Source organism: Ruegeria sp. BF6 (assembly GCF_056538665.1).
Window position 1 is genome coordinate 66,098 of record NZ_JBQFTN010000015.1, and the last position, 13,277, is coordinate 79,374.

Sequence of the window (13,277 nt, forward strand, 5' to 3'; positions counted from 1 at the left end):
GATGGCGGAGCGCATTCTTGTCACCGGGGCCACCGGCTTTCTGGGCGGTGCTATTCTGCGTCGGCTGGGCACGCGGGGCATTGGCCAGGGGCGCGACACCGGGCGTCTGGCGGCACTCGAGGATCAGGGAATGCGCACCTTATGCTGGTCCCTGCCCGATCCGGCACCCGTTGCCCGGATACCCGATGACATTGCCGCGATTGTTCACTGCGCAGGCTTGTCCGCGCCATTTGGCCCGCGCCGGGCGTTTCACAACGCAAATGTTCTGGGTACGCAGGCAGTGCTGGATTTCGCGCGAAAACGCAGCATCAGGCGGTTGGTCTTTATTTCCAGCCCCTCGGTGTATTTCTCCCTGAACGATCAGTTGGACCTAAGCGAAGACACAACTCTGCCCCGCCCGTTTACAGCTTACGCGGCAAGCAAGATCGCTGCCGAGGGCCTTGTGATGGCAGCCCGAGAGGTCGGGCCTGTCGTACTGCGGCCGCGCGGCCTCTACGGGCCCGGTGACCGCTCGCTTTTGCCTCGGTTGCTGAACTCTGCAAGGGTACGTGCGTTGCCCCGGTTTCGTGATGGGCGGGCGCGGATTGACCTGACATTCGTGGACGACGTGGTTGAGGCGGTCTTGGCCGCCCTCCATGCCGGGTCTTCGGTTGAGCAGCGGGTTTTCAATATTTCCGGTGGCGAAGTGATCTCGATCAGTGAAATCGCCGAACGCGCTTGCAAGCGTGCCGGGATCACACCTCAGTGGCGAAACATGCCGTTGACGCCGGCATTGATTGCTGCCCGGGCGGCCGAAGCAATAGCCCTGTTGCGACCCGGCCAACCTGAACCACCGATCACAAGGTATGCTCTCAGTCTGTTTGCCTTTGCGCAAAGCCTTAATATCTCGCGCGCCCAAAGCGAATTGGGCTGGGTCCCAAGAGTTTCCTTTTCCGAAGGTCTTGAGCGCACCTTTGCAGCAGGAGATGCGACATGAAACCAGTTTTTGCCAACAGCGCCTGGATCAGTGCACGCGAAAAGTTCATCTTGCGGACAGGCTCGTGGCGGAAGCATTGGTTAAGGGTCCGCTACGGCCTCTTTGTGCATCCTGATGCAGGGCCGGTTCTCATCGATACCGGCTACACCGCCCACAGCGTCCAAGGACCGGAACGGAGCGGGTGGCTGCGGGCTTACGGGCGCGCCTTCGCCCCCATACTGAACGACGATGCGCAGCCGCGGCCGTTCCTGAACCGCTTTGGTCTTGCCCCCCGGGATATCACCACTGTCATTGTCACCCATTTTCACGCCGATCATGTCTCTGGGCTGTCGGAATTTCCAAACGCGCAATTCATGTGCAGCATGGCGGCCTGGGCAAGTCTTCAACGCAACGGGAAATTTCAGAACATCCGGCACGGGGTTTTTGCAGAACTGCTTCCGGATGATTTTACCGCTCGCCTGACCCCGGTAGAAGAAAGGCCCAGTAAGAGCGTGCCGCACCTGCCGGACGGTCATGACCTCTTTGGAGATGGCAGTGTTCTGTCGGTCCCGCTGCCCGGTCATGCCGCGGGTCATTTCGGGCTTTTGTTCCCGCAATTAAAGGAACCGCTGCTATACGCCACGGATGCGCAATGGGTGATCGATGCCTTGCCTCGGGCCGCACGGCCCCGCCTGATGCCACGTCTCCTTTCCGACGATTACAATGCCATGCGGCGCAGCACCGATCATGTCCAAGCGTTTCGCGACTCCGGGGGCCTCGTCATGTTGTGCCACGATGATGGAGCTTCATCCTTTGATGTTGAAGAAGGGGCCCATTTTTGATCGCCCGGCTTCAGGCACCCATAAGCTTTGTGACGACGCGACGCCTTTCCAAGGCGGGGCTTTCGCGCATACGGTTCGAACAGCTGCAGACCCGCGCACTTGAACGTTGGCTCAACCAGTCAGTGCCACGGGTGCGCGCCCATGCCGATGCACCGGCCCGGTTGCAGGATCTGCCCGTGATGGACAATGCCCGGCTCATGGCCGATTTCGGAAGCTACAACGTGCCCGGCGTGACGGCCGAGCAAGTCCGCGACGCGATGGAGCGTGATTTTCGCATCGGTTCGCTCACCGTGGGCGCCAGCACCGGAACCAGTGGAAATCGCGGTTTCTTTGTCATCTCGGACGCGGAGCGGTACCGGTGGCTGGGGACCATTCTGGCAAAAACCATTGCCGATCTTCTTTGGCACCGGCAGCGGGTGGCGATCATCCTGTCCCAAGGAACCGGGCTGTATGACAGCGCCAACCAGTTCCGGCAAATCCAGTTGCGATTCTTCGATCTTACGGTTGGCCCGGACACATGGCAGGGCGCGCTGGAAGCCTTCGACCCCTCGGTGATCGTCGCCCCGCCGAAAGTGCTTCGCCACATGGTGGAACAGAGTTTTCGGGTGCAGCCGGCCCGTGTTTTCTCGGCGGCGGAAACGCTTGATCCGGTGGACCGACCGGTGATCGAAACAGCCTTTGGGGCACCGTTGGAGCAAATCTACATGGCCACCGAGGGGCTGCTGGGCGTGACCTGCCGCCATGGGTGTCTGCATCTGGCCGAAGATTCGATCCATTTTGAGTTCGAACCCGCAGAGGATGGGCTTGTCACACCGTTGATTTCATCCTTCCGGAGAAACACACAGATCCTTGCGCGCTACCGGATGAATGATCTTCTCAGGCTTGCGCTTGAAACCTGCCCCTGCGGCTCACACTTGCAAGCGGTGAAGGAGGTGGTCGGGCGTGTGGACGATTGTTTTCACTTGCCGGGCCAATCGGGGCGGCAACTCGTCACTCCGGACGTGTTGCGCAACGCCGTGCTAAAAGCAGACCCGCGGATTACAGATTTCAGGATCGTTCAGACGGGCGCGCAGGACATTGTCCTGACGCTGCCGCCGGGCCTGCCATCAGACACGGTGGATCGGGCCAAACACCAACTTGAAACCCTGCTGAGGCGTCGCGGACTTTGGGCAGAGGTCACATTGGCACGCAAACCGCTGGTGCTGGACGTGACGCGGAAACTCAGGCGGGTCGAACGCCGCTTTGCACCGAATGGCAGTGTATGATGGACAGCCCCGCCCCTGTTGCGCAGTTTGTCGACCTCTTTGCCCGACACCGTTCCGAAGCGCTGATTGCAAACCTGTCCACACGGGTTGAGCAGTTGGATATCGGTGAGTTGAGCGTTCCAATGACGGTGAACGATGGCAGATTGCAAGGCAATTGCTACATCTGTGATCCGGTGACGGGCTACATCGACTATGCCATCGAAGAGACCCGCAATTTTGGCAGCCGCCCACTGTTGCGGCACGTGTTAATCAGGTTGACCCATTGCGCGGCGCCTATCGTTCGTGCCACTGGGCTGGACCGCTCGGTGCAGGTGAACAATTGGCTTTTTTCCACCAACCCGGTGACGCAGATCGACCGCCCTACAGCCGCCGCATTGCGCGACCACCTGACGGCGCGGTTTCCGGGCCACGCGATCATATTGCGCTCGCTCAATACCTATGCGGACGCGTCTACGCTGGACGCTTTCCGGGCCGAGGGGTTCCATATGATCCCATCGCGGCAGGTCTACCTGTTCGATGGCCGCAAAGCGCCAAAGCTGCAAAAAGACATGAAAAACGATCAGCGCCTGCTGCAGAAAACACCGCATGAATTGGTCACCAACGAGGCCTTTGAACCGCGCGACTATGCGCGGTGCGCCGCGCTTTACCGCTTGCTATATCTGGAAAAGTACACCCCACTGAACCCGCAATACACTCCGGCTTTCATCGCTGAAATGCACCAATGCGGGTTGATTGAACTGGAGGGGTTGCGCGGCGAAGACGGGGAGCTTGCGGCTTTTGGCGGGCGGTTTCAGATCGGGCGCACCCTGACACAACCGCTGCTTGGCTACGACACCAGCCGCCCGCAAAAGGAGGGGCTATATCGGTTGATCACCGCGCTCGCACAGCAAGCCGCATTGGATCATGGTCTGCTGCTCAACATGAGCGCCGGCGCGGCGGGCTTCAAACGTCATCGGGGGGCCGTGCCCGCCATAGAATTCAGCGCCGTCTACGTCCGACATCTGCCCAGACGACAAAGAATGGCCTTGCGCGCGATTTCAACCGTGTTGTCAGGCGTCGGCGTCCCCCTTCTGCAAAGGTTCGAATTATGACAACTGACCTATGGCACGCTGTCGCCCGGTCCCGCGACCTGCGGCGCAAACCGATCCGCGTGCATTTTGACGGCAAACCCGTAGTGCTTTTCCGAAACGGAACAGGCATCTCGGCGCTGCACGACCAATGCCCCCATCGGTTGGTGCCGCTGTCGCAAGACCGCGTGGTGGGTGACACAATCGAATGCCCCTATCACGGCTGGCGCTTTTCGGGCGATGGCAAATGTGTCGACATGCCCGGAACAGTCGATCCCCTGCCCCGTTGCCGTGTCCCGCGCTATCGGGTTCTGGAAACGGACGGCGGGATTTTCCTGTCCAGCGGGCAGCCTCCTGCCCCGCCCTTTGTTCACCCGATGCAAGGGCAAGACATCGTTTCGCAGGTTGCAAAAAAGTACGACGCGCTCGACCCTGGTCGACGTGGCCGAGAACATCCTTGATGCAACCCATACCCATTACACGCACAAGGGCCTGTTGCGTGGCCTGTCAGCCAAACGCTACCGGGTTCAAGTCGAGGTGACGCGCGGCCCGGATTGGGTCGAGGCCGTCTATACCGGGGAAGAGCGCCAACATGGGCTGGTCAGCGCCTTGCTGGATGGGGCCCGCACCAAAGGCGTGGGCCGCTATCGCCGCCCGGGAATTGCCGAGCTTGAATATTGGGGGCCTCGGGGAATGGTTCTGGCCACCACCTTCCACCTGCGGCAGACGGATGCGGAAACGGTTGAGGGCATTTGCTGGCTCAGTGCCCCGCGTCAACATGGCTTGGGTCATCTCAAGGCGCTGTTTTTCAAGCCGATGTTTCGCGTGGCGCTGGAACAGGATCGACGGGTATTGGCATCGGCCTACGAGAACAGACGCGGCAGCACCCGCATGATCGGACCGCTGGACATTCTGCGGCGCGAGATTGAGCTGATCGAAGCGGGCCAGACCCTTACCCCCGGCGTGCAACGCTATGAGATGGAGCTCTGATCCTCTCCGTTCCATTCGATACCCCAGGTCGAGGCGCGCTCCAGACTGATCCGATGCCGCAAGGCGATGCTGGCAAACTCCGCGACTGATCGAAGCTGTGCCCCCAGCCCCACCCGCGTACCGGACCATCCCATAACATCGCCCGAGCGGCTCAGCGCATCCCGAAAGACACGCCGCTCCTTTCGCCGCAGCATCATTGGCAGGCCGTAGAGCCGTAACGCCAGCCGTACCGCCTGCGGGTCGGTGACGTTTGGCTTAACCTCGGCGTCATCCATGAACATGGCACGTACGAAAGCCGCCCCGTCGGTGAAAAAATGCAGCCCGCTTGTCGAGCGGGGATTACATTCGAGCGGGACTATCCGTCCATCGTCGGTCTGCATCAGGTCGAACGAAACCTGACCTGTCCATCCGGTCGCGCGGACAAAGCACTCCACGAAAGGGCGGACGATTTCCGCGTCGGCAGGTTCAAAGCAAACAGCCGCCCCCGGCCCGGCTCGCACCAATCCCCGATAGGCAGCAAGCGCAACAACTCGGCCCTGACGCGCCACGGCGTAGACGCATAGCTCCGCGCCTGATACGTGGCGCTGAGCAACCCAAGGCGTCGCCGCCGTAGGCTTTACCCGGCGCAGGCGCGCGGCATCAGGCCGGATCAGCACCTTAGACCCGAATCGCGACCACGCCGGCTTGAACACCAGATCCCGTGCAGATGCCGCGTAGGCGGCGCATTCGGCTTGGGTGGTCAGAAGGTGGGTATCGGGCGTGTCGAGCCCAATTTCCCTGCACAATTCTATGAAGGTAAACTTGTTGTGCACACGTTCGAGCAATGCAAATTCCGGTGCGAACAATGCGGCACCCATGAGGTTCTGCGCCCACATTGCGCCCAGATGCAGTGTTTCTTCGCAGGTGGATACGACAAGTTTGATGCCTTCGGACGAAATGATCTCCGACAGCGCCGCACGCGCTGCGTGGGGCTCAGTCGTGAACGTCGGAATGCGGTGATACCCGATGTCCAATCGGTTGGCCGCAGCAACTGGGTGTTTCAGGTGATCGACCAAAGTCACCGGGTGACCTGCCTGTGCAAACAACCGCGCCAGATGCAGCGCAACTGGCGCGCGCGCACCCGAAATCAATATCGGCACTGCTGATGCCATCACGCCTTTATCGAATTGACCGCCACAGGCAAAACCTCAGTTGCAGGATCAACCGACCCAACCGCATATCCACAGAGTTTACAAGCAGGCATTGATGCAAAGGCCGGGATGCAACGCTTGTGTCTCGACCGTCCTCGCGCCCACTGGGTCTTGGGGGACAATTTGACAGAACACAAAGTCGATGCTTACCTGAGCGCAGCGCGACATGGGTAATCTGAATTTCCAAGATTTATCAGTGTTCTGAGACGTCTTTCGGGGCGGCGTTAAGGCCAGACTTGCAACTGGAGAATTTGAGATGGAATTGATCACAGAACAGCTTCGCGCCTATCCGATCATGGCGCTGTTTCTTTGTCTGGGCCTGGGTTATGGCGTCGGTAAGTTCCGGGTTGGCAAGTTCGAACTGGGCGGCATAGCAGGGACCCTGTTGGTGGCGGTTTTTGTGGGCCAGATCGGCGGCATCAACCTGAGCACCGATGTCCAGAACGTCTTTTTCTCTCTGTTCATCTTCATGGTCGGCTACAATGGCGGACCACAGTTCTTTGCGGCCCTGAACCGAACCGCCCTGACCAAGCTGCTGGCCGCGTTCATGATGACCCTCTGGGGACTGTTCTTTGTCATCGTCGTCGCCAGACTGGCCGGGCTGGACAAAGGGTTGGCGGCCGGGTTGGCCGCCGGAGGACTGACACAATCCGCCATCATCGGCACCGCTGGCAACGCCATCGACCTTCTGGGGCTGGCGGCGGACGAGGCTGAAAAGCTCAAGACAAACATCGCGGTGGGGTACTCGGTCACCTATATCTTTGGTTCGATCGGCCCGATCCTAGCCGTCAGCGTCATCCCGATCATTATGCGCGTCGACCTGCGGCAAGAGGCGATCAAGCTGGCCCAGAAACTCAGCGGTGGCGGGCGCAAGCTTGAGGAAGGTGAATTCCTTCCGATGAACCGCTTCGACGCTCGTGCCTATCAGGTGAATGCCGACGCCACAATTGTGGGCCAAACTGTGAAAACCATCGAGGGCGTCTATGACGGCGACCTGATCGTCGAGAAGCTGTTGCACGACGGCACCCCAGTAGACCCGGCACCTGAAACTGTCGTCAACGCCGGGGACGTAATTGTCGTGTCGGCGCTGGTTGCGACCCTGACTCAGTTCGAGGGCACCGCAAGTGGTGAGATCGGAGAATACCCGCCTGAGCTGACCGTTGTAGAAGAGCGCCGCAACGTCGTCATCACCAACCGCAAGCTGGCGGGCAAGACCCTGTCGGAATTGCGCGAAGCATTGACGGCGGATCAACGACGCGGGGTCCATATCTCGAAGATCACGCGCATGGGGCATGACGTGCCTGTTTTGCACAACACCGAAATCCACGCGGGTGACGAGGTATCAATCGTCGGCCACAAGGACGATCTGAACCGGGTATCAAAGGTGGCAGGCTATGTGCCGCCATCGGCCTCGGTCACGAATTTCATCGCTCTGGGGATCGGCGTGGCCGTCGGCTATCTGATCGGTGAAATCAGCTTTGTCATCGCGGGCACCAAAGTGGCGCTGGGGTCTGGCCTTGGATGCCTCGTGACCGGGTTGATCATCGGGTACCTGCGTATCCGTCGACCCAAGATTGGCGGCATCAACCGGGGTGCCGCGAATTTTCTGCAGAGCTTTGGGCTTGCTGTATTTGTCGGGGTTGTCGGCCTGAACGCAGGCAAGCCCGCGCTGGAGGCAATTCAGGAATACGGCATTACCCTGTTGCTGCTGGGTGTCGTCGTCACGCTGATGCCGATGATCGTTCAGTTCCCGATCAACTATTTTGTCCTGCGCATCAAAAACCCGGTCGAGGCGTGCGCGGTGGTGACAGGGTCACGTTCCGGCAATCCAGGCTTTGCGACGCTGCTGGAAAAGACCGGGAACGCAACCCCGACACCTGCCTTCACCATGACCTATGCGGTGGCGAATATCTTCCTGACCCTGTGGGGTCCGCTGGTCGTGGCCTTCGTTCCGTAAGTCACATCAGCAGGATCACGATGACTGAGCCCCACAGGGCCAGCAGCACATTGCCAACGGCATAGCCTAGGCCATAGCCCAGCGTTGGAACCTGACTCTGTGCGGCTTCCTGCACGGCGGCCAGGCCGGGCGCCGACGTCCCTGCCCCGCAACAGGTGCCCGCCAGAACACCCTCGTTTATCCCAAAGACCTTGCGACCGACAAAGACCGCAGACCCATGGGCCAGTAGCACAATGGCCACCGACCCAAAGATCAGTGACGGGCCGCTTTCCATTACTCCCGTTACAAAACTGGGCCCCGAGGTGATGCCCACGCAGGCCACGAACACGCACAGCCCCAGCGAGTCGAAGATCCACAGCGTTGCCTCGGGTACGAAGCCAAACGTCCGATGGACCGAGCGCAGCCACCCCGCCACCAGTCCGCCCAGCAGCACCCCGACCGAGGTGCCCAAACCCAGCTCAATCGCGCCATATTTCAGCGCAGGGATGCCGATCAGCCCGCCCAGCAGAATGAAAAAGGCTACAAAGACCATGTCGGTCTTGGTGGTTTCGCGATCCAGATAGCCCAACCGCTTGGCGGCGTCTTCAATATGGCCACGGGTGCCCGACACGGTCAGCACATCGCCCTTGTGCAGGGTCACACCGCGAAAGATCGGCAGCCGCTCACCGCTGCGCATGATGCCACGCAGATAGATGGTGCGCGCCTCGGGGCGGGCCGACAGTTCGGCCAGCGTTTGGTTAACCACCTCTTTATTGGTCACGACGATATCGTTGGTCTGCACCGGCAGGTCCAGAAGTTCGGGGTCTTCGACCTCTTCTCCCAGCATGGCAGTGTGGTCGATCAGATAGGACCGCACGCCTGCGATGGCAGCGATGTCGCCCTCTTGCAGCACCATATCGCGCGAGGTCGGCAGGATCTTGTTCCCGCGCCGCACCCGGTCGAAAAAGGCGCGGACATGATCGGGAACGCGGGCCTCAAGCTCAGATATTCGACGGCCCGCAAACTCGGGGTTTATGCGATAGGCGCGGGCTTCAAAATCGCGATGTTCCGACACCATAGGGGCGCCGTTATTGTCCAGCTCAGCCTCATGTTCCGCGCAGGCTTCTTTCAATGACCGGCCATAAAACCGCGGGGCCAGTTGAGTGTGAAAAAAGATCGTGGCGATCACGCCTACAAAATAGGCCACGGCGAAACCAGTGGCGATCTCACCATCGAAAATCTGTTGCGCGGCTTCGTCTGCCCCGGTTTTGGCAAAGGCATCGATAGCCACGCCCAGCGTAGCACTTTCGGTCACACCACCCGCCAAAAGACCCGCGGCGATCCCAACCGACAGCCTCATCAGCGGGGCCAACACCGCGGCCACCACCAACGCCACGACACACAGCAGCACTGTGACGGCGATCTGCGGCAAGGCGTGCAGGTTCAGGGATCGGAAGAACTGCGGCCCGGTCCGGTATCCGATCGAGAACAGGAACAGCAGAAAAAACGCCTGTTTCAAGTCATCCGACACCACCACCCCGGTCTGGCCGACCAGCACTCCAGCCAACAGGCAACCCGCCACCGATCCCACGGTGAACGAGCCGACGGTGATTTTTCCTAGCGCATAGCCAAGGGCGAGGCTGCAGAACAAGGCAAGGGCGGGATGGTGGCCAAATATCGACCCGATCAATTCCATTTCGCCCCTCCCCCTGCGCCGTTATTCAGCCGTGCAACGGCAACCCTTTCGAGGCGCGATAGGCCTGCACATAGCCCACGGCCACCGCCCGTACCGCGCGACCAATCTGACGATAGGCGCTGTCATCGAGATTGGCGAAGGACACCCGTGCGGACCAGTTCGGGGCATCAAAGCCCGACCCGTTCAGCAGCACAATCCCGTGGTCCTGCGCCAGCTTGAACGAGATATCCAGCGGGTGGACGTTTTCCTTGATCCACGCGACCACCTCTTCGCCCACGTATTTGCGCAGCCAGAACTCAAAATCGATTATGCCATAATACCGGTCGAACAGCGGGTTGTCGGGCACTTCGATGCCCATGCCTTTGACCAGCTCATCAAAGCGGTGTTTCAGGATGCCCCAGCAGAACTTCTGGTAGCCTTTGTCCTCGTCCATCAATTCGACCAAAGAGAACAGCGTCATCATCACCTGCTGCGGCAGAGACAGGCCCGCAGTGTGGTTCAGCGCCACGTCGCGGCTGTCCGCGACAATCCGATCGATGAACTTGAACGAGGACGGGTCCGGGGTCAGCGTCTCGTATCGCGCGTTGACCACGGCTTTGGTCTCGTCCGGCGCTTCGGCGATCATCTTGTCGAAGATGTTGTTCTCGGCCACCAGTATCGCGCCCAGACGCCAGCCGGTGCAGCCGAAATACTTGGAGTAGGAATAGACCCCGATCGTGTTCTCGGGCAGGTGCCCCATCACTGACTGGAAGTTCGGAATGAACGTACCGTAGACGTCGTCGGTCAGTATGATCAGATCCGGGCGGCGGGTTTTGACGAACTCGACTAGCCGGGCCATCACTTTGGGGCTGATTGCGACTGAGGACGGGTTACCCGGGTTGACCAGAAACAGCGCTTTGACCTTCGGGTCGGCAAGTTGCTCAAGATCGTCATCGGTTAGCTGGAAATGGTCTTCCTCTTCCGAGGACACATCCACCACGTTAAGCCCATAGTCTTCCAGCACCGGCATTTCCAGATAGGGGGTGAAGATCGGTGTCCCCAACGCAATTGTGTCACCCGCGTTCAGCAGTCGCTGGTTCTTGAGCGCTTTAAAAATATAGCACATCGCCGCGGTGCCACCTTCGACCGCGTAAATGTCGAACTTTGCGTCGGGCCGATGCCCCGCGCACATCGCCCACATCACGTATTCATGAACGATCGCCTCATTGTGCTTCATGCAACGGTCCGGCATCGGATAATGGTCGCCAACGATACCGTCGGTCAGTTCCAGCACGAAATCATCTGGAATGAAGCCGAATTTCTCAATCGCAAAATCCACCACGGCGGCCAGAATATCCGCTCCCGGAGGACCGTTCTTATCTACTGAGTCCGTACAATACGCCTTGAGCCGATCATAGCAGCCCGGCCCCTGCGGCATCCCGGCCAGCCCGACCTGCGGTTCATTGCGGTGGCGCTGAGCCTCGGTCATTGCGAACTGGCCCAGCAGGAAAAACGCTTCGCGTGCCTTGGTGGCGATCCAGTTGGGATTGCCCCGTCCAGCATTCAGATAGGGCAAGGCCATCTGGCGCGCTTCTTTCTCGGCCAACTTAATGAGTTCGTCTTTGATTTGAAAAGGACTTAAATTCTCGAACTTGTGAAGGTCCAGTGTTTCTGACATAGCTTCAAACCCTTGCGTTAAAACAATCGGAAGAATTCAACCGGATCGTACGCAAGGATTTGTGCTTGTGTAAACTATGCAGTCAGAGCCTGACGCAGGGGCAACCACTGCCGGGGATCAGTTGATCCGGGCCGACGCCGCTAACGCACCAGCTAGGGCGTTCTGAATCTCGGCCGGAAATTTTTGACCTTCTTCATGAAGCCCTGCAGCGACCCAGCCCACCGTGTGCCCGCGACTGCCGATGTCATTGGCGCGTACCACCGTCGGAGATGTGCGCTCGACACTAACCAGCGCCATCGTGCGTTCAATCTCACTTTCCGTCAGGACCATTTTAACCGCGCTGAAAATATCCACAGACACCTGCAGGGTCTGATGCTCCAACCGATGCGCTGCATCCGTCAGCAGGCGCGTGCAAAAAGCGGACAAGAAATACCAGCGGAAGATGGAAAACACCCGGTTCTGCAATTCACCTTGCACTGAAACACCATCATTGGCCGCGTTTGCGATACGTTGGAACGCGGCCTCGGCTGCTTTGGACGCCTGACAAATCTGCCGCTCGCGCTTGGCAATAGAAATGATACGCGGCGCAAGTTCCACTGCGGCGTGCTGGGATTCCAAATTCATATCCGTCCTCCAACGTTAACTCCTGATGAGGACTTGGAAACTCTCGAACAAATTCGGTTGCGAATTAACGCCATTATTTACAGAAATTGTCCCATTCTTGGCTAAACAAAAATGACATAAAGCCAGTTCTAACGCAAACATAAGTGACAACAGGCGGCCAACATATGCCCCTTTAAGGTTTTTACACTTTTCAAAATGAGGCACGCGTAGCAACTTGGGCTGCAAAACACATAGATCTGACACGATCTCGTAATAGTTATGCCCATTTTTGCACGTACCAAAACTCAATCCTGCTGATCAGTTTACGAGTTTGAATTTAACGAGGGGGTACGAGCGGGATCAGGGGGTGAGCGCCTGACCAACTGGGCTCGCCAACGGCCAGAGCAGCTCCCCCCGCCGCCAATACTCAGCCCATTTTGCATTTTTGAGCATGTGCGTGGCGCTAAAACGGGACATCTACGAATGATGCCTGGGGCTTTCGGACTCGCTGCCAATGGCGATCCGCAGCGGCAATACCCGAGCATTGAACCATCTGCATAACGTGGATCGCCCTAGCCAGATGAGCGACAGCGATGGCCCGTCCTTATCCTTGGGCGCACCCAATCAGGTTCAGCATCACGTCGGCCACAAAGTTGCTGAGCGCAGAGTTTACTTAGTGGACCGCCTCCATGAACGTGTCACCGTATTTCCAGTGGCTGCTGCCTGCTCTCCGGAAACCAACCTCGACCAGAATGAAAGTGATGTTCGCGGCTGGCCCATCGGACGCTCCGAGTGGCTTGGCGCAGTCCAAGGTTCATGATGTCAACTTTTTGTATACATTTTGTATCTTTTTAGAATACAAATGGCGCGTCACAGCCACGCAGCGATTCGCGCCGCACGTTCGAGGAGGGACGGATGAGAGACGATGCCAAATCCCGCAAACCCGAACTGACCCGGCGACGGTCGATCTCAATCCTGAACCGGTCCCGATGATGTATGGGGCTGTTTTGCAGTTGGCGGCGAAGAATGCGACGGGTGTGCAGGTTGGAGCGCTCAAGGCGGCGCAGGAGGCGTTC

Annotated in this window: 11 protein-coding genes and 1 pseudogene; 8 read left to right on the plus strand and 4 right to left on the minus strand. The window is 59.1% G+C overall.

Translation table 11 applies throughout. The features are described 5' to 3' along the window. The first annotated feature begins 1 nt into the window (after position 1). Genes ACR0IM_RS20770 through ACR0IM_RS20795 form a run of 6 tightly spaced genes read left to right on the plus strand, consistent with a single transcriptional unit; the run spans position 2 to position 5,119 of the window. On the plus strand, positions 2 to 976 hold the full coding sequence (locus tag ACR0IM_RS20770) for an NAD-dependent epimerase/dehydratase family protein (RefSeq protein WP_480643011.1): 975 nt from the start codon (positions 2 to 4) through the stop codon (positions 974 to 976). Next, positions 973 to 1,797, plus strand: a complete 825-nt coding sequence (locus tag ACR0IM_RS20775; RefSeq protein WP_480683097.1) for an MBL fold metallo-hydrolase — start codon at positions 973 to 975, stop codon at positions 1,795 to 1,797. The genes ACR0IM_RS20770 and ACR0IM_RS20775 overlap by 4 nt, the downstream gene beginning before the upstream one ends. Next, positions 1,794 to 3,062, plus strand: a complete 1,269-nt coding sequence (locus ACR0IM_RS20780; protein WP_480683098.1) for a CoF synthetase — start codon at positions 1,794 to 1,796, stop codon at positions 3,060 to 3,062. Before ACR0IM_RS20775 ends, ACR0IM_RS20780 begins: the two co-directional genes overlap by 4 nt. Further along, complete coding sequence (locus ACR0IM_RS20785) at positions 3,059 to 4,153, plus strand: GNAT family N-acetyltransferase (RefSeq protein WP_480683099.1); 1,095 nt, start codon at positions 3,059 to 3,061, stop codon at positions 4,151 to 4,153. Before ACR0IM_RS20780 ends, ACR0IM_RS20785 begins: the two co-directional genes overlap by 4 nt. Then, entirely contained in the window at positions 4,150 to 4,590 is a 441-nt protein-coding gene (locus ACR0IM_RS20790; RefSeq protein WP_480683100.1) for a Rieske 2Fe-2S domain-containing protein, read from the plus strand. Before ACR0IM_RS20785 ends, ACR0IM_RS20790 begins: the two co-directional genes overlap by 4 nt. After that, a complete protein-coding gene (locus ACR0IM_RS20795; RefSeq protein ID WP_480683101.1) occupies positions 4,535 to 5,119 on the plus strand; it encodes a hypothetical protein in 585 nt (194 codons plus the stop codon). Before ACR0IM_RS20790 ends, ACR0IM_RS20795 begins: the two co-directional genes overlap by 56 nt. Here the strand turns inward: ACR0IM_RS20795 and ACR0IM_RS20800 are convergent. Then, a complete protein-coding gene (locus ACR0IM_RS20800) occupies positions 5,101 to 6,270 on the minus strand; it encodes an ATP-grasp domain-containing protein (protein WP_480683105.1) in 1,170 nt (389 codons plus the stop codon). The two genes, ACR0IM_RS20795 and ACR0IM_RS20800, sit on opposite strands and share 19 nt — an antisense overlap. Positions 6,271 to 6,565: 295 nt before the next feature. On the opposite strand from ACR0IM_RS20800, the gene aspT (ACR0IM_RS20805) reads away from it, so the two are divergent. After that, positions 6,566 to 8,266, plus strand: a complete 1,701-nt coding sequence (aspT, locus tag ACR0IM_RS20805) for an aspartate-alanine antiporter (RefSeq protein WP_480683102.1) — start codon at positions 6,566 to 6,568, stop codon at positions 8,264 to 8,266. 1 nt (position 8,267) lies between these two features. On the opposite strand, the gene aspT (ACR0IM_RS20810) is transcribed toward aspT (ACR0IM_RS20805), so the two are convergent. The 3 genes from aspT (ACR0IM_RS20810) to ACR0IM_RS20820 form a co-directional block, all read right to left on the minus strand. Beyond that, positions 8,268 to 9,941 carry an aspartate-alanine antiporter gene (gene aspT / locus ACR0IM_RS20810; RefSeq protein WP_480683103.1) on the minus strand — a complete coding sequence of 558 codons (1,674 nt, stop codon included), beginning with the start codon at positions 9,939 to 9,941 and terminating at the stop codon, positions 8,268 to 8,270. A 25-nt stretch (positions 9,942 to 9,966) separates the two neighbouring features. Beyond that, on the minus strand, positions 9,967 to 11,598 hold the full coding sequence (locus ACR0IM_RS20815; RefSeq protein ID WP_480595291.1) for a bifunctional aspartate transaminase/aspartate 4-decarboxylase: 1,632 nt from the start codon (positions 11,596 to 11,598) through the stop codon (positions 9,967 to 9,969). Positions 11,599 to 11,715: 117 nt separating this feature from the next. Continuing rightward, positions 11,716 to 12,222 carry a hypothetical protein gene (locus ACR0IM_RS20820; protein WP_480683104.1) on the minus strand — a complete coding sequence of 169 codons (507 nt, stop codon included), beginning with the start codon at positions 12,220 to 12,222 and terminating at the stop codon, positions 11,716 to 11,718. Between the two features lie 668 nt (positions 12,223 to 12,890). On the opposite strand from ACR0IM_RS20820, the pseudogene ACR0IM_RS20825 reads away from it, so the two are divergent. After that, a pseudogene (locus ACR0IM_RS20825) lies at positions 12,891 to 13,277 on the plus strand (hypothetical protein); the annotation flags it as partial.

Excerpts from the sequence above, each read along its gene's own strand:
- ACR0IM_RS20770 (WP_480643011.1), top strand. The coding sequence starts at position 2 with ATGGCGGAGCGCATTCTTGTCACCGGGGCCACCGGCTTTCTGGGCGGT.
- ACR0IM_RS20775 (WP_480683097.1), top strand. The coding sequence starts at position 973 with ATGAAACCAGTTTTTGCCAACAGCGCCTGGATCAGTGCACGCGAAAAG.
- ACR0IM_RS20785 (WP_480683099.1), top strand. The coding sequence starts at position 3,059 with ATGATGGACAGCCCCGCCCCTGTTGCGCAGTTTGTCGACCTCTTTGCC.
- ACR0IM_RS20790 (WP_480683100.1), top strand. The coding sequence starts at position 4,150 with ATGACAACTGACCTATGGCACGCTGTCGCCCGGTCCCGCGACCTGCGG.
- ACR0IM_RS20800 (WP_480683105.1), bottom strand. The coding sequence starts at position 6,270 with ATGGCATCAGCAGTGCCGATATTGATTTCGGGTGCGCGCGCGCCAGTT.
- aspT (WP_480683102.1), top strand. The coding sequence starts at position 6,566 with ATGGAATTGATCACAGAACAGCTTCGCGCCTATCCGATCATGGCGCTG.
- aspT (WP_480683103.1), bottom strand. The coding sequence starts at position 9,941 with ATGGAATTGATCGGGTCGATATTTGGCCACCATCCCGCCCTTGCCTTG.
- ACR0IM_RS20815 (WP_480595291.1), bottom strand. The coding sequence starts at position 11,598 with ATGTCAGAAACACTGGACCTTCACAAGTTCGAGAATTTAAGTCCTTTT.
- ACR0IM_RS20820 (WP_480683104.1), bottom strand. The coding sequence starts at position 12,222 with ATGAATTTGGAATCCCAGCACGCCGCAGTGGAACTTGCGCCGCGTATC.